16 protein-coding genes are annotated in these 16,115 nt (G+C 34.0%); 5 read left to right on the top strand and 11 right to left on the bottom strand.

All coding sequences use genetic code 11. From position 1 onward, the window contains the following. Positions 1 to 78: 78 nt before the first annotated feature. The 5 genes from WAK64_RS13420 to WAK64_RS13440 form a co-directional block, all read right to left on the bottom strand. Positions 79 to 432 (bottom strand): VOC family protein, encoded by a 354-nt coding sequence (locus WAK64_RS13420; RefSeq protein ID WP_336587493.1) that lies wholly within the window; start codon positions 430 to 432, stop codon positions 79 to 81. Positions 433 to 491: 59 nt separating this feature from the next. Next, positions 492 to 962 carry a GyrI-like domain-containing protein gene (locus WAK64_RS13425; RefSeq protein WP_336587494.1) on the bottom strand — a complete coding sequence of 157 codons (471 nt, stop codon included), beginning with the start codon at positions 960 to 962 and terminating at the stop codon, positions 492 to 494. Positions 963 to 1,560: 598 nt separating this feature from the next. Then, positions 1,561 to 2,100 carry a GNAT family N-acetyltransferase gene (locus WAK64_RS13430; protein ID WP_336587495.1) on the bottom strand — a complete coding sequence of 180 codons (540 nt, stop codon included), beginning with the start codon at positions 2,098 to 2,100 and terminating at the stop codon, positions 1,561 to 1,563. A gap of 168 nt (positions 2,101 to 2,268) precedes the next feature. Further along, entirely contained in the window at positions 2,269 to 2,769 is a 501-nt protein-coding gene (locus WAK64_RS13435) for a YehS family protein (RefSeq protein WP_336587496.1), read from the bottom strand. 350 nt (positions 2,770 to 3,119) lie between these two features. Continuing rightward, positions 3,120 to 3,524, bottom strand: coding sequence for a hypothetical protein (locus WAK64_RS13440; RefSeq protein ID WP_336587497.1), 405 nt, complete (start codon positions 3,522 to 3,524; stop codon positions 3,120 to 3,122). A gap of 353 nt (positions 3,525 to 3,877) precedes the next feature. Here WAK64_RS13440 and WAK64_RS13445 point away from each other — a divergent pair, with 353 nt between their 5' ends. The 3 genes from WAK64_RS13445 to WAK64_RS13455 all read left to right on the top strand — a co-directional run bounded on the left by WAK64_RS13445 (position 3,878) and on the right by WAK64_RS13455 (position 5,750). Continuing rightward, the gene (locus tag WAK64_RS13445; protein ID WP_336587498.1) at positions 3,878 to 4,318 is read left to right on the top strand and encodes an OsmC family protein; all 441 of its coding nucleotides are present in this window, start codon (positions 3,878 to 3,880) and stop codon (positions 4,316 to 4,318) included. A gap of 233 nt (positions 4,319 to 4,551) precedes the next feature. Next, complete coding sequence (trxB, locus tag WAK64_RS13450) at positions 4,552 to 5,496, top strand: thioredoxin-disulfide reductase (protein ID WP_336587499.1); 945 nt, start codon at positions 4,552 to 4,554, stop codon at positions 5,494 to 5,496. Positions 5,497 to 5,498: 2 nt separating this feature from the next. After that, entirely contained in the window at positions 5,499 to 5,750 is a 252-nt protein-coding gene (locus tag WAK64_RS13455) for a hypothetical protein (RefSeq protein WP_336587500.1), read from the top strand. A 13-nt stretch (positions 5,751 to 5,763) separates the two neighbouring features. Here WAK64_RS13455 and WAK64_RS13460 read toward each other — a convergent pair whose 3' ends face one another. Further along, positions 5,764 to 6,225, bottom strand: a complete 462-nt coding sequence (locus tag WAK64_RS13460; protein ID WP_336587501.1) for a GNAT family N-acetyltransferase — start codon at positions 6,223 to 6,225, stop codon at positions 5,764 to 5,766. A 362-nt stretch (positions 6,226 to 6,587) separates the two neighbouring features. On the opposite strand from WAK64_RS13460, the gene WAK64_RS13465 reads away from it, so the two are divergent. Further along, positions 6,588 to 6,800 carry a hypothetical protein gene (locus WAK64_RS13465; protein WP_336587502.1) on the top strand — a complete coding sequence of 71 codons (213 nt, stop codon included), beginning with the start codon at positions 6,588 to 6,590 and terminating at the stop codon, positions 6,798 to 6,800. A 2-nt stretch (positions 6,801 to 6,802) separates the two neighbouring features. Then, positions 6,803 to 7,486, top strand: coding sequence for a Crp/Fnr family transcriptional regulator (locus WAK64_RS13470; RefSeq protein ID WP_336587503.1), 684 nt, complete (start codon positions 6,803 to 6,805; stop codon positions 7,484 to 7,486). Positions 7,487 to 8,171: 685 nt separating this feature from the next. Here WAK64_RS13470 and WAK64_RS13475 read toward each other — a convergent pair. The 5 genes from WAK64_RS13475 to WAK64_RS13495 all read right to left on the bottom strand — a co-directional run bounded on the left by WAK64_RS13475 (position 8,172) and on the right by WAK64_RS13495 (position 15,731). After that, the gene (locus tag WAK64_RS13475; RefSeq protein WP_336587504.1) at positions 8,172 to 8,729 is read right to left on the bottom strand and encodes a GNAT family N-acetyltransferase; all 558 of its coding nucleotides are present in this window, start codon (positions 8,727 to 8,729) and stop codon (positions 8,172 to 8,174) included. A gap of 77 nt (positions 8,730 to 8,806) precedes the next feature. Then, complete coding sequence (locus WAK64_RS13480; protein WP_336587505.1) at positions 8,807 to 9,313, bottom strand: GNAT family N-acetyltransferase; 507 nt, start codon at positions 9,311 to 9,313, stop codon at positions 8,807 to 8,809. A 279-nt stretch (positions 9,314 to 9,592) separates the two neighbouring features. Beyond that, positions 9,593 to 13,096: an AAA domain-containing protein gene (locus WAK64_RS13485; RefSeq protein ID WP_336587506.1), complete on the bottom strand. Its 3,504-nt coding sequence runs from the start codon at positions 13,094 to 13,096 to the stop codon at positions 9,593 to 9,595. A 419-nt stretch (positions 13,097 to 13,515) separates the two neighbouring features. Then, on the bottom strand, positions 13,516 to 14,061 hold the full coding sequence (locus tag WAK64_RS13490; protein ID WP_336587507.1) for a 2'-5' RNA ligase family protein: 546 nt from the start codon (positions 14,059 to 14,061) through the stop codon (positions 13,516 to 13,518). Positions 14,062 to 14,624: 563 nt separating this feature from the next. Next, positions 14,625 to 15,731 (bottom strand): histidine kinase N-terminal domain-containing protein, encoded by a 1,107-nt coding sequence (locus WAK64_RS13495; RefSeq protein ID WP_336587508.1) that lies wholly within the window; start codon positions 15,729 to 15,731, stop codon positions 14,625 to 14,627. Between the last annotated feature and the right edge of the window lie 384 nt (positions 15,732 to 16,115).

Genomic DNA, 16,115 nt, shown 5'->3' on the forward strand with positions numbered 1-16,115 from the left:
TACCAACATGCAGTAAAATCGTTCAGTGAAATTCGTACTAAATTTCTAAATTTAGCATTATTTATTTTCGTTATTCTTCTACCCTTCAGTCGTACAAGCTAATAGCCTATTCCCTTCAGGGTCATAAAAGTGAAAGCCTTTCATTGAAGAACCAAAATTCTCAATTTCATCCACCTTTACGCCTTTTGCTTTAAATTGTTGATGCGTTTTTTCCACATCCGTCGTCTCAAAGAAGAATACAGAGTATGGCAATGGCGTAATGGTCGGAACATGCGCTTGTAAAAGAATTAAATTTGGACCATTTAGCACAAACTCCAGTACTCCTTCCCCTTGGTGACCAACCTCAAAATTGAGAACATCTTTATACCACTCTTTCGTTTCTTCAAAATTAACTAGATGAATAAAACATCTATTAATCTCACTTTTCAACATGGTAAATTCTCCTTTTATCTTTGAATTTGCTGACCATAGTCGAATTGCTACTCTAGTTTTTATGACTCTATCGGCATCAACAGTTCTACTTTTATTTCTTCTTCTGAATCATTTATATAGAAAAGCTCCATTTGAAAGGCCTCTCTTGTTTTTAAACGGTAACCCTTTTCTTCCATCCAATTAAATAAATGAGTATATCCTTCTTCAATAGAGCGATTCGTGCATTCTATTGCCGCATATTTCGTAGTGGGGATAATAAATCCTGTCATACCTTCTGGAATTGAATTTAAATCCGTCACTTCAAGACTGGCAAAATATGTAGCAATAATTCCATTCGAAAGATAAGGAGAAACTAACACCTGTTTATTCAAGGCGTTTTTAACTTCTTTTTTTCTTTGCCAAAACTGTTTTTGTAATCGAATTGCTTCCTCAGGAAAAGCTGAAGGAAATGGTGCAGAGCTACTAATCCCTACTAAAGTATATTCCTTGCTTATAATTTTACACTTAGGAGTCATTAATTTTTCACTCATATCATCTCTATCCCCTTTCACATTAATAAAGTTTAAATTCGATATTTTTATGAAACTACCTGCATAGATAAGGAAATGTATTCAAAAATGATAAAAAAAATGACCTTCTTTAAGGTCGACAAACTCCACTACATATAGTTCAGTACTAGCAGTACCGCTTTGCTACTGCTTAAGCAGGACCTGCACAAACGTCTCTGTATGAAAAAACACTTGACTAAATTCAAGCAAGCTATTCATTTTTCAATTGCAGGCTCATTCTAGCATTAGAGGTTCACTTTGCTTGAAGAAATCCGGATAAGATACTATCCTCTATAATTCTTATCCACATACCAGTAAGACGTTATAATAAATCAGATAACTTCTATAATTGGTTGAAATATACTTTCTCAGACGCAACATAATCTAGAAATGCTTTTTCTTCTACAATGACAGATTAATAGTATTTTATTTGAATTGTTTATAGATAAGGCTGTTTTTCTAAAAAGATTGTTGCTAATAAGTATAAAATCGGCGTATCCTATGTTTAATTTTGGAATACGCCGATTTCAATTATATTATTGGTTATTTTGCTGAGGTTCTTTTTCAATCAATGCCACGTTCAATTAAAGAAATCCTGCTTAAGAATGCTCATTCTTAATCGGTCAATAAATTTACCTTCTCTTAATCGATCTTGTCTTAAAATGCCTTCTTCTACATACCCCATACGAATATAAGATTTGATTGCTTTTTCATTATCTACTTCGACTCTTAACCAAATCTTGTTTAGTTCTAATTCGGTAAATCCCCATATAAGCATTTCTTTCATTGCAGCAAGTCCAAAGCCTTTACCCCAATATGTTTTATCACCGATTGCAATTCCTAATTCAGCGTGTCTATTCAGCCTATCTATGTTCTTTAAATCAACCCAACCTATATGTTTTCCTTCTTCTGTCAAAATGGCTTTTTGTTCATATCCATTTGTTTTATTCATGCACATTTCAATCCAACTTTTGGTTTCTTCCCTGCTAAACGGCGGATACTTCTCTGGCATATTCAAGTGCTTGGTTACTTCTTTATCTAAACACCATTGGTAACGGTCTTCCACGTCTTCAAGGATTAATTCCCTTAGTTTAACTTTCTGTAATTCTGTTGTTTTCATCTCTCTACCCCTCCTTATAAATTCCACCACGACGGCTAGCATCTAGGAGCGAGCAACCCTGTCCCTTTAACGTTCACAAAGAAAAGTAGTAATATGAGAATTATATACAGGGACATTCATAACCCCATAACTTCCTAAATAAAACCCAGTAGATCAAAATACACCGTTTTATCCCCTGTATTTGATCGTTAGTCCCTTTAAGAAGTTCCTTGCGTAACGATCGCCACATACCTTGTAATTCTTGTGACCTTCTTTCCGGAAGAGAGCACCTAACTCCCCTTTTGTTATGAATACTCCCGCGTTTTCCAATATCTCAATTATGTCCTCACTTGTTAAAGAAAGAGCCACTTTCACTTTCTTTAGCAGAAGATTATTTACATGTTCATAGGTTAAGGCAGGTCGCTCAGGTTGCCCCGGTTTTCGTTCCTGCTTTCCTCTTTTAAACGTGATAAATCCATTTAAAAAAGACTCGAACATTTCATCATCACATGGTATATGATCTTCAAGTTCTCCTAGTATATCGGTATCCTCAGATTTTGTTAGCACCTTCAACACTTCTTCTTTTGAGAGATTAATGCCGCCAAGCTTGAAAATCTCTACCATATCTGTATTCTTTATATCAAGAGCGTAGCGTAGTCGAATTAAAATATCGTTATTATCTATATTCATCTATAGACCTCCTTAAATTTCGCCTGTGTCTATCCTTAGTATTTGCTCATCTCATGTAAGTATGACACTGAAATAATAGCTTACCATTTTAAGGTCATGTTTTATAGTATGTTTTCATTCTCCTTCAGAAAAAAATTATTTTGAAGTGTCTATTCATACTACCTATTACATTAAATTACCTTCAAATGATTCTACTAAATATGATTAGCTTTCGATCCCTTGACTAATTCGTAACGGTATAACCCTAAACTCTAACTGTTAATCTAATTGTCATTAGGTAAAAAAATAAGGAACCTCCGTTTTTTTGGAGGTTCCTAGTTAGATAAAAGCCATCTTTTGTTGATCAGCATTTATTTTTTGACACTGTCTAATAAAATATACCCTAGTATAATTCCAGTTGTGGTTGTTAGACTCGTATCCCCTATAAGCAGCACTTCTTTTGTAAATAACATATCTATACCGGTAGAAAGAGACATCAAGGGTATCACGGTTATATAAAGTAACGGAATTCCAATTGCAACAACCTTAACCCAATCGAACGTCCATTGCTTATTTTCTTTTATCTCAATAATTAATTTAGGTACCCGTACCAACATTCCAAAAAAAATAGGAAATATCGTTGTAAATGTTAAATAAGGAAATAAATTAAACGTTGCAGAGGATTCTTCTTTTAAAACCACTTGATATTCCATTCCTAAGTAATAAATAAAGCCAATAATAACTGTGGAAAAGAAATAATATACAAACCTTTCCATTAAAAATACTCCCCTTCCCCTTCGCTTTACAAACAAAGGTTTAAAAAAATCTCTTTATTTTGTTTAAATAAGCTATTAAATGCAACCCATTTTTCATTCTTTCATATTATCGTAGATTATACAGGAAAATATCTAACCTTTTCACTCTATGTTGATTTAAAAAAAGTATGCATTAAAAAATCTCAAAACCTCATCAATAGAAATCCTTTTTAAATGCATGGCCTTTAAACCATTCTGAATGTAAAATGGAGCACTTTTTTGAGTATGTAAGACATCTAACATTTTTTTTAAACAATTCTTAGTATACTCCTAAGTGTAAGTTACTTACAAACAATTTCAAGGAGGAACAAATCATGGCATTAGTAAAATTCAATATTGATTCAACATCACAAAAGGTGACAACAGAAGTAAAGGCTGGAGCCCATACGTTTTTTGTAGATGAACCCAAAAACTTAGGTGGAAACGATAAGGGTGCTAATCCTTTAAATACATTACTTGGTTCACTTGCAGGTTGTGAAAATTACATTGCAAACATCGTGGCAAAGGAAATGAAGTTTAACCTAAACGGAATTAACTTCAAAATTGAAGGAGCTCTAGACCCGAGAGGATTAATGGGAGATGCATCAGTAAAACAATACTTCGAAACGATTATTATCGAAGCAGAAGTTGATACAGACGAGTCTGAGGAAAGAATTCAAGAGCTTAAAGAAAAGACAGATTCAAGATGCCCGGTATTTAACATCTTAAAAGATACAAACTTCATTAATATTCAATCAACATGGAGAAAGAAATAACGATTTGGAGAAAGAATAGAAACAAGAACCCCTTATGAAGAGAGGGGTTTTTATTATATACAAGTTATTTACTAACGAAATCATGTTACGGTGTCGGTATATGTAAGCTACCTAACAGTTTTATTAGATTGTGAAGGTTATACTAATTTTGAAAACGGTAATAGGAATGAAAGCCTATTGTAAAGCCGTGATGCCTACTAGTTGTTATGTAGGATACAAAGGAGAAATGTAAAATGAGTATTGAAAAAATATACGATGTGATTATTATTGGGGCAGGTCCAGCTGGCATGACTTCAGCTGTGTACACGTCCAGAGCGAATCTTTCGACGTTAATGATCGAAAAAGGAATACCAGGTGGGCAAATGGCGAATACCGAAGAGGTCGAAAACTATCCTGGATTTGACCGCATTCTTGGTCCGGACCTTTCCAATAAAATGTTTGAACATGCCAAAAAATTCGGAGCAGAATATGCCTACGGAGATATAAAAGAGATCGTTGATGAAGGTGAGTACAAAGCCATCAAAACATCGTCAAGGGTATATAAGGCTCGCGCTGTTATTATCGCAACAGGTGCCGAATATAAAAAGCTAGGTGCTCCCGGTGAAAAGGAACTAGGAGGTCGAGGTGTTTCCTATTGTGCCGTCTGTGATGGAGCTTTCTTTAAGGACAAGAACCTAGTTGTCGTTGGTGGCGGAGACTCTGCAGTTGAAGAAGGCGTTTATCTCACTCGTTTTGCGAACAAAGTAACGATTGTCCATCGCCGAGATGAGCTTCGTGCTCAAAAAATCCTACAGCAACGAGCATTTGACAATGAAAAAGTAGAGTTTATCTTTAATACTACCGTTAAAACCATTAATGAAAAAACAGGTAAGGTTGGGTCGGTCACACTTGTTTCGACAGAGGATAACTCTGAACGAGAATTTGAGACAGATGGTGTATTTATCTATGTGGGAATGCTCCCTCTAACCGCTCCATTTAAGGATCTTGGTATTACTAATTCAATGGGGTATATTGAAACCAATAGTCAAATGGAAACAAAAATCAAAGGTATTTTTGCAGCAGGTGATGTCCGCGAGAAAACGCTGCGTCAAATTGTTACTGCAACAGGAGATGGAAGTATAGCTGCACAAAGTGCTCAGCACTATGTGGAAGAACTTATGGAGAAATTAAGAAACTAAAGATGACATCTTGGGCATTTCTTCTTATTGAAGAAGTGCTTTTTTTACTTGCGAAACCTGACCATTTACTTGCAGAATTTCTCCTTTTACTTGCAAAACTAACCCATTTACTTGTAGAATTTCTCCTTTTACTTGCAAAACTAACCCATTTACTTGCAGAATTTCTCCTTTTACTTGCAAAACTAACCCATTTACTTGTAGAATTTCTCCTTTTACTTGCAAAACTAACCCATTTACTTGCAGAATTTCATTAACTCCTTCACTCGTTTAAGAAGGGAAGTATTCCATCGGTTCCGTACAATGAACATAATCATTTTTCTTATAATAATTTATCGCTTCATCACTCGGCCAAACAATAACAAACTCAAAATTATTCTCTTTAATCCATTTATTGATTAAACTTAATACTTTGCTCCCAACTCCCCCATTTCTATATTCTGGAATAGTATATACATTTGTCATATATGCAAATGGATGAGTAACTTTACCAGGTCTTGGTACCTTTTGTATCAATTCTATGTAAATATGTGAAACAATTTTATTCTCAACCTCTGCAACCCAAATAAACCACTGCTTGCTATTTAATGCACTCTCTAAAAAAGTTTGACATTCAATTTCAAACTCTTCGTAAGATTCGCCTTTTTTACTCTCGTCAAATTCAATGGTATTATCCCACCTCATTTTAATTAACTGTTTAATATCTTTTGCTTCAGCAAGTCTGAATTTCACGTAATCACCTCTTTAATCATTCATGCTCCGCAAAAAATGCCACGAAAATGAACATGTTTTTTTATATATAATACCTTAATAGGATAATTTGTCCATATCTATTTTAACAGCCTCAACCTTGTTCTTTTCTCATATATTGTTGCTATTTCTTCACTTTCCGTCAGAACATTTAAAAGTGGCCCAATAAGCACGGGCTAATCGTTTAACTGTTTTAACTCATAACCTGCACTGTCTAATTCTGCAACTAACGTTTTCTATCCTCCCCCATATTTTTGATGTAAGCTTCCTTACATTTAAGAAAAAATAAAAAGAGTACAATGAAATAAGTGTTGGAAAACTTAATAAAAGAAGGTGGATGGAAGATGATTTTATATATAATGCCAAGCTGCTATAAATGTGAGGAAGTGTTACAATTGTTTTCGAAACTGAATATACAGGTGAAGGTTGTGAATATTTTTGATCGCATTGAAGACAATCAACAGCTTACGTTTGATAAGGGCTTACCTGCACTTGAATTAGATAATGAATTATTAGATTATGATAAGATTATGAAACGATACAAAGATGAGGTGTAGGTATGGATAAATTAGTCCTTCTTTCCCAAATTAATTTACTAGATGAACTACCAGAGGAAGATTTGAAGAAAATTGATGAGTTGACTTTAACCGCTCCTATTAAGAAAGGAACCATTATTTTGAGTCCAACCCAACAAATAAGGTCCCTTTTTTTTCTAAAAAAAGGTCAAGTTCGTCTATACAAAATGTCATCCGCAGGGAAGGAATTCACGCTTGACTTACTAAGTGAGGGAAACGTGTTTGGAGAAACTACTAGTTTTTCTTTAACGGATACGGATATCTATGCTGAAACAATGGTGGATTCTTTTGTTTGTACTCTCTCGAAAGACCGGTTCGAGGAATTTATCCGTCAAAATCCAGATATTGCAATAAAACTTATTACCATTTTAACTTCAAAGCTAAAGGAATTATATCAAATTACTGAAAGCATCGCCTATCGTGATGTGAAGAATAGAATAGTCCTTCTTCTCATGCAATTAAGTACTCGGTTTGGTGTCCGAAGTGGAGAGTGGCAAACCGTAGGAGTAAAAATAACACAGCATGACATTGCCAGTATGATTGGCTCCACCAGAGAAACTGTTAGTTTATTTTTAGGAGAATTAGAAAAGGAACAAGTCATCATAAGAAAACCGTTAAAAATCAATACAACCTTGGCAAAAGAATTATATGAAATAGAGGAAGGATAAACATTCATGAATCAATTTATGAATTAAATTAATTCTCAAATCCTGCATACACCACAAGGTTATAAAAATACATTTCCCTGAATTGTGAGATGAGTAGCAGCAAAATGACTTAATAATAGGATTCTTAAATAGCTTTCATTTGGGTGTTTCTTTATACCTCAATATCTTCTCCAAAAACCCAGCATTGGAGTATTCCCCTATTCACTAGTTTAAACAGGGCCCGAAGTACAATTTATAAAAACAGGGCCCTCGGGTGATACCCTTGAATCTAATCCCCTACTAATTACACAAAATCGTTATACTAATTGGCTGTTGGTTTGGAATAAAATTTGATCAAATTGAATCCTTCTCCTGAGAATTAATTGTTTGTCAAAAGGTTAGGCCTGTTTGAGGGAAACATCTTAGTCAAGCGTAATCGTATGTAAATGGACGCTGCCTCACATCGTTCATATTATGCATAAAACACATCTGATCAAAATGAAATAATTATTAGCCACCGTTTGTTCTATTATATACTAGTAAATCTTCTAAATTGTCTCGAATTCAAGTCTTCAAGATAATGGCCCCTAAATAAAAATGACGCTAATCTGAATTTCAGATTAGCGCCTGATAGCTGAAGACTCAAATTCGAGAGAACATGTATTATGTTCTTCGATCAAAGCCCCCTTAAATTGAACAAGTTAAATCATAAGGCTTGATTTGTTCCGTGTAAATAATTTATGAAATCATCTTTAAAAAAGGCGTGTAAGACACAAGACTGCTTCTCTTTTTCTTCTAAGACTGCGTGTTCCTCTGGAAATTCATTTTCTACATACAACCTTATAAAAGGTAATTTTTCTTGTGCTTTTTGTGAGCGTATATTTATTTTCCTAGCACCAGCAAAGACCTTTTCCAACCCTAAATCTTCAAAAGCAATCTTTAGAATAACTATTTTTGAGGCTTCATTATATCCTTTTCCCCAATAGTCAAACCCAATCCAAGTCCCAACATGACAAGATTTTTTCTCATTATTTATGGACATTAAAGTTGTGATGCCAATCACATTTGAATTTTCATCAAGTATAACCCGAGAAAGAGTTTTACCTTCTTGTTCTTCTTGTATAACGGACTTAATAAATTCTTTGGTGTTATCAATGGAACCATCAGGAAGCCCCAAGGCTTCCTTAACTGGTTTAGCAGAAGATAGTTCATAAATACATTTACAAAAATTCAAATTATGTTTCACTAATTCAACAGATGCCATTATAATATCCCCTATCTTGTAAAATGGTCGTTATTCAATTTAACTGCCCTATTCTTAAATATAAGTAGATCTTGTTTTTATTTTGAAATTGAATGAACATGAACGCTCTGACCACCTAGAATCACTTTTTTCTCTAATTTCATCTCAAGTTTATTGGCAACCTTTTTGGAAGCTTCATTGTCAGGCTGAATTAGTGCAATAAATTTTCTTTTTCCAAGATTACTATATCCATAATCCATTAGTGATTTTGCTGCTTCTGTCGCATAGCCTTTTCCCCAATATTTACGAGAAATCCAATACCCTATTTCAAGTTCTTCAGCTCCATCAACTGTTTGGGGAACTAGCCCCGCATGTCCAATTGGATTATTATTTTCTTTTTCCTCTAAGACCATTAACCCTAAGCCTGTACCAACTTTATATGTACTATAAATCCAATCTAAAAACTTTTTAGTACCTTCTTTATCTCTTGTCTTGCCTTCGCCTATATACCTGACCATTTCTGGGTCTGATAGTAAAGAAAAAAGAAAATTAATATCTTCTTCATTATATTTACGAAACTGTAACCTTTGTGAAATTATCCTCACTAGTACCACCTTTACTTGCTCAATATTTCGGACCTTTAGCTCACCATTATTTCAAATATAGATATATATAACAACCTCCTAGTTCCACAATCTGGATATACAAACAAACGCACTATACAATGAGTGTGCCTGATTGTTGAAGATCATTTATCTATTGAACAGTAGCCTTGTACTGTACAGTAATTCTAACTTTTCAAAACATTAATTATGTTCCTGAATACCATATGGCACGAGACTTCATTTGATATGTCTACGTTTAACCAAGCATATCGAGAAGTCTTAATGAATAGCATTCTTATTACTCTTAGAATAACTACACTTAGGAAACCCTTTACATCCATAAAAAACTCCATACTTACCTTTTTTTTCTATAAGCGGTTTTCCGCATTTCGGGCAGACCTTTGATATGTTTCCCGATAAAGCCCCCACCTCTCGCTTCTTTTCCTGTGTTGTAAATTTCATTTTTTTGACTTCAGCAGTTCGAATTGCAGGTGCCAGAACTGACTCTGTATTTTCAAAACATGTTAGCATTGTCATCAAATTATCCGATGATATCTCATTATTAACTGTATCGCGTGCAACTTTCACAGGCTTACAACTCCATACTTCCTTATCTCCAATAATATATAGACGGTATTTAGCTCTTGTGGCTGCCACATTCACAATATTTTTATTTACCCAGTTTGCCGCCTTTACAGATGATTTATCGCAACCAAGCAAGAATATAACCTCATCTGTTCCTTGTCCTTGGAATGTATGAACAGTGCCGATATTTTTATCTTTTAACCATTTGCTTACACGAGGTTCACGTCTATAGAAATCAGATTTGCGTAGTGCATCAATCATTTCCTTTTTCACCGATTTGAATGGTGTAATAATAAACAATTTCGGTATATCACTACTGTCTTTCTTGAATTTTTCTTCTAGAAGCTTTAGAACAATCTGACCTTGTGAAGGTACATAATGGTTCTTATTGCCGGACTGTTCCTCACCCTTAACATTTATCCAATATGACTTATCCAAGATAAAGGTCTTCACAGCGGTTTCCTTTGGTGGCGCTGTTTGCTGTTTCATCGTGTCATCATAAGAAAGGTAATTTGATATGCTATACATCGGATCTATACAACGTCTATGTACAGTAAGCGGACATCCAACCCACTCTTTTTCTTCATCTTCTCCGAGAAAAGTGCCATAGATATTAATATTATCAGCAAAGCCTTGTACAGATATTTTCTGGTCCTTATATGGTGTAAGTAAATCAGATGTAAGAAGACTCTTAATCATGTCTGTTTCTTCGGTCACAACCGGCTCAATTTGCTTAGGATCTCCAACAATTATAGCTCTTCTGCATCGCATCAAAGCTCCAACCGCCATCTGAGGTTGTGCCTGCCCTGCTTCATCCACAATAAGCGTTCCAAGTGTACCCGGACGCTTTATATCACGTAAGAAGGTCTGTGCAGACGCAAATGTAGTTGATATAACCGGGGTAATGAGAAATATATTCTGAATCAATGCTGGGAAGGCATCTATTCTGTCTTTCTCACCCATACGTTCATCACAATCATCATACATATCCCATGCTATCAAAAGATTGATTACATTTTGCCTAAACGATTTAGAGGAAATTACAAATTCCTTATGAAGTTTACAAGCATACAAGAACAGCTTTTCACGTTCCCTGTTGTAATGCTCTGTAAACCAAGGATTTGTAACCTGAGCCCACATTGATGCTCTCTCATCAAGCGATACATATCCATCCATAAAAGATGAATCAATAGGAGTAAGCTTCTCAGCACCTTCGCTATGTCTGCTTAAAAGATTATTATAGCTAGCAATTTTTGAAAGACCCTCTTTTTGCTTTTTCAAAACTTCGATCTCAGTCTTTTTCTCTGATATTAAAATGTCTCGTGTAGAATCTTTCTTAAATCTTCGGAATAACCCCCTAGGTCTTGATTCCTCAAGTTCCATTACATATGCATAATTTTCTTTTATTTTTCTATCAAGATCATCCTCAGAAATAGTCTCATTGGTCAATGGCAAAAACTTTGCATTGTCACACAGGATTTCCAACTCTTTCTCAAGTTCTTTCACAATCTTAAGCTGTCTAAGAAAGCATTCTCTCTGCTCTACATATTTCTTTCGATGTTTCTCACGCACATTGTTAGGCATATAATCGTTAATAAACTTTTTAAGTACAGATACACAATACTTATTTATATTAGCACGTTTTCCAAACGGAGCTGATACAAGACCCCAGCAATCATTTCTATTTAGGAGTTTATTAGCATAGCGCGTGAAATAAATATCACGAACTTCTTTTATTTCACCAGATATCTTAATTTGCTCTATATCTTCTGATTTTTCGACGTCAAACAAATCACTAACTTCATTCAACCCTGACACCACCGATACATCATCATCTTTTGAAGGTTCAAGACTCTTGAGAATGTCATCACTTTTAGGTAGGTCTGCAGTGATATTTTCAACAGCCGAATTATTACATGATGCCACTAACATTCCATATTGATTGATTTTATCATTCTTCAGCTTAAAATAAGATGGTGCATACTGAAAATATCCCTTACTAACCAACGGTCCTTGTGTAAATGAACACCTCTCATAAGCATCGTCCGGATCTGAATGTGCCGCTTCCGCTAACAGCTCAGCTCTTTTTACTATATTGCTAGATACGATTTCTTTGAGAAGTGTTGTCTTACCAGTGCCAGGAGGACCATTAACAGAAAATACTTCCGTATGTGCTTTTTCATCTATTGCAAGATTTACTGCCACCTGTTGCATAAGAGCAGGCATGAATTTAGCAGGCCACTTTCCTAGTGGAGCATTTTTGATATTAAGGGTATTTTGAAAGAAATTCATCATCTTCTGACGCTCTTCCTTTGGAGAAATAGATATACAATTTGCTGGAATAATTCCTGAAGTTTTATTATGTGCAGACAAAATATAATTTATCACTTTACGCTCATAATCAGAACCCTTTCCAAATTTTCCTGATTTGATTTCATCTATGAGCAAAACGATATCATCCAAAAAAAAGCTCTTACCTAAACTTGCATAATCTTCTGGATTTTCGTCTTTATCCTTTGCCTCATCATTCTTGTATCTGTCATAGATAAAGAGTCCTATATTATCTGCAGGAAGTTCCGGCGCTATTGTCTTCACATATGAATTATGAATATCTGAAAACACAGAAGGCAATACAGCAAATAACTCCTCTGCTTCCTGAAGCCAGCTGTCATACTTTTTGGTCTCATCATCATAATCAATCGAGTTCAAAGAAAATCCATTGACTTTTTTATTCCATACAGAAATAGCCCACAAAAGTGGAGATAGCTCGAATGAATTCTTCTGATAAATGCCTTCCGAATCAGTTTTAAATGAAAACCATGCAATCTCGCTTCTTTTCGGATAGGCTATGTCTGGCTGTTCATCATGATTCTTCACAAATTTAGTAAGATAATCAACCATGTCATTTCTTTTAATTCTACCAAAAAGGAATGAAAAATCTGCCCCCTCGCCAGGAAATCGAGAAAATTTCTCCTTGTCGGTTTTTAATTTATCAGAAAGATCAATCGAAGGCACGTTTAGACTGGTAAATATTGAAATCTTGTCCAAACTACTATCAATCAGTTCACCTCTTGTAATCTTTTTTACTACTTTCTTATTGTCTTCACTCTCCTGTGGGATATCTACTTGATTTAAAAGTTCTATCGTTTTCCAATAATCAAGTATTTCAAGTACTTTCTTCTTCTCTATGTTTTTCATTTCTACTCTCCTAAACTGAAATAATCACTATTATTACTTACTGTTATATCATTTTTCTTCTGATAATATCTTTAAAAAAAGTGTATTTTCACTCTTCTCTGTTATTATCCTAATACTTACAATTATTTTCAATTTTTGTTTCAGAAAGTTATCTAAAAATGAAAAGCTTTACTGCACAGTATACTTCTACTACGAAATAAAAGAGTTACTCAACAATCTGGCCCTTTAATGGAACAACCCCAGTTTAGAACACACCTTAAAAAACCGTGTACAAAGGAGTAAGAAGGTGCTATTTTTTCAAAACAGTTTAACTTTTTTATAAACGATGCAACTTTATTTCAAAGCCAAAACATAACTTAATAATAAGTCTTAAATCAATAATATCTTCAATTAAACTGCTTAATTCTTGAATATGGATTTTATTTTATTTCATAACTAGAAAGCAACTCTACACGTCCATTGTTTTTAAATTCAACTAATGCAAGTTTTGAGATTGTTTGCTTAAATGAAGGCGAATAGTCTTTATAACTCTCTTTAAAGCTGTTGAAATCTGTCTCACTTAAATCACCCATCGCAAGTGTTATATGAGGAATCCAGTATTCAGGTATATATAATTCAAACAAATCCTCGCAATATTTTGCTAAATAATCGTTAATTTTCCTATGTAATTCAATAAGTTCATCCGTTTTCAACACTTTTAAATAAACCACTTTTGAGGGAGCTTCAAAAAAGCCAAAACCCTCTACAATAACTTCAATAAGAGGAAGTTCCATACAGAGATTGGATAATTCATCTTTTACTGAATCAATACTTGAACAATTACCGCCTTGAAATCCTAAGTTTGGATAGTCAAACGATTGAACTCCAATAGAATTGTATTTCGTTTCAAATAAATCCCAGTAACGTAACACTTCATTTCTTTCATTTCCAGTCAATATTGAAGCAATACCAATAGTTACTGTCATTATTACCACCACTCCCAATACCCATTTATTCTATCAATTTTAGCATACCGTATTGCATGAAACTTCCTGTTTATGAAATAAGCTACAATAAATATAATTCTATAAAAAGTATCTTGTCTTATTTAAAACAACAATCTAAACGAAAACATCCTAACACAAAAACAAAAAAACTAGACTATCTTGATTTCAAGTCTTCAAGAATATGGCCATTTTCTGGAATAAGAAAAAAATCCTGCTATCTTTTCAACAGAATTTTTAATCGATCTTTTTTATTAATAAGCAAACTTTGTTTTAAAACTACATTGCCACCAACTCGTTAAGGCTTTATTTTTCTTATTAAAAAATTTCTCCATTCATATTAAAGCAGGTGATGATTCTTCTCTCCTTGTGATATTAAAAAACGATGTGCTCTTCACTTCCGTTTGATGGAATAAGTAAGTATATTCATTAGGTCCTAAAGACGTATAATATTTCCATAAAGCAAAAAAAGCAATCGTTTGAAGTTAACGAATTGCTTCTTACATCTGATGAATCAAAGACCCCATCACGAAACTTGAATGGATTTAAATTCTTGGTAGTTTTATTAAAAATTCCGTGTTCGCTTCACTTGAATGACAGGAAATTTCTCCATGATGCTTTTCAATCAATTTTTTACAAATGTATAGCCCTATTCCTGTCCCGAGATCTTTTGTTGTATAAAACGGCTCAAAAATTACTTCTACTACTTCTTTTGGAATGGCTGGGCCATTATTACACAATTTAACATGGATAAAATGATCAGTGAGCTCACTTGTAATCGTAATGTTTCGATTATTTGTTTTTTCCTGAAGAGCATCGATAGAATTCATGATTAGATTTAAAAATACTTGTCTTATCTCATCTTTATCAGCAACTAAATTAATTTCTTGATCGATGTTTAATTCCATCGATACCTCTCCATCTAGTAAACTTGGATAGATAAACTCTATTAGTTCATCTAATAAAAGACGTAAATTAAGTTGTTTTCGTTCATTTTCAAATAACTCCTTCCGTGAAACGTGAAGAAATTGAGAAATTCGATAGTTTAGTTGATCAAGTTCATGATGCATAATATCTAAATAAGGATGGTTTGGGTAATCATCTTGAAGAAGTTTTGTAAAGCCGATAATAGAGGTTAATGGATTTCTGAATTCATGTACAAAGCTCGAACTCATTTGCCCTAAAATTGTTAGCCGTTCCTTATGAGTTTGGTCGATATATAAATCCTTCTCCTCTATTTCCTTTTCCTTAATTTCCGAATATCTCCTTACAGCAAAATAAGAAAAACGATCAAATACGTCATTTATTTTATTTATTAAAGGCTGTAACTCTTTTAATTCAATACCTGAATTACCAGCCCATTTTACAACTTCGCTTTTGCCAATATTCATATTGTATACAAATTCACTTATGTTAACTTTCGCGCTCACTCTTTCTTGGGCTGTCTTATATGCCAAACGTTTTACTGCGTCATCATTCAATGGCATATTTAAGGCTTTCTTTATCAATTCAAACATCTGAATCCCGTTATTAATCGCCTCATCTTTGTAGAAATCATCTTCAGCCATGACGATCCTACTTCGCCAATTATGTAAAAACTCCTTACTATTTTCTTCTAAAAACACGGTAAGTCTTTCAGAAGCCGTTGACACCCTAGTCCACCTCCTATATTAAAAGGTTTTGTTACTATCATAACAGAAATATGGAAGCACTAACATAACGATTTATAAAGAGGAAGATTCTTAAAAGCCTTTTATCCCAACGTTCTCCTAAATTAGAGACTCTTTAATTTTTAGCTTTTTTAAACCTCTATATTAGTATTTACAGATTGTGCATTCTATCATATTCTCAATTAGAAGGATGAATAACAATCAAACAAGCTGACATTATTCGTATTGTTCACAAAGATGATTATTCATTCTCCAAACAACATTCATTAAGTGGTATAAACCATTATTAAAGGAAATTGCAGAAAGAAAAAAAGAAAGATATTTCTATTGAAAAATGCCAATGCTGTAAGATTAGGAAGGTATACA

This window comes from Bacillus spongiae (assembly GCF_037120725.1).
Classification (GTDB): Bacteria; Bacillota; Bacilli; order Bacillales; family Bacillaceae_K; genus Bacillus_CI; species Bacillus_CI spongiae.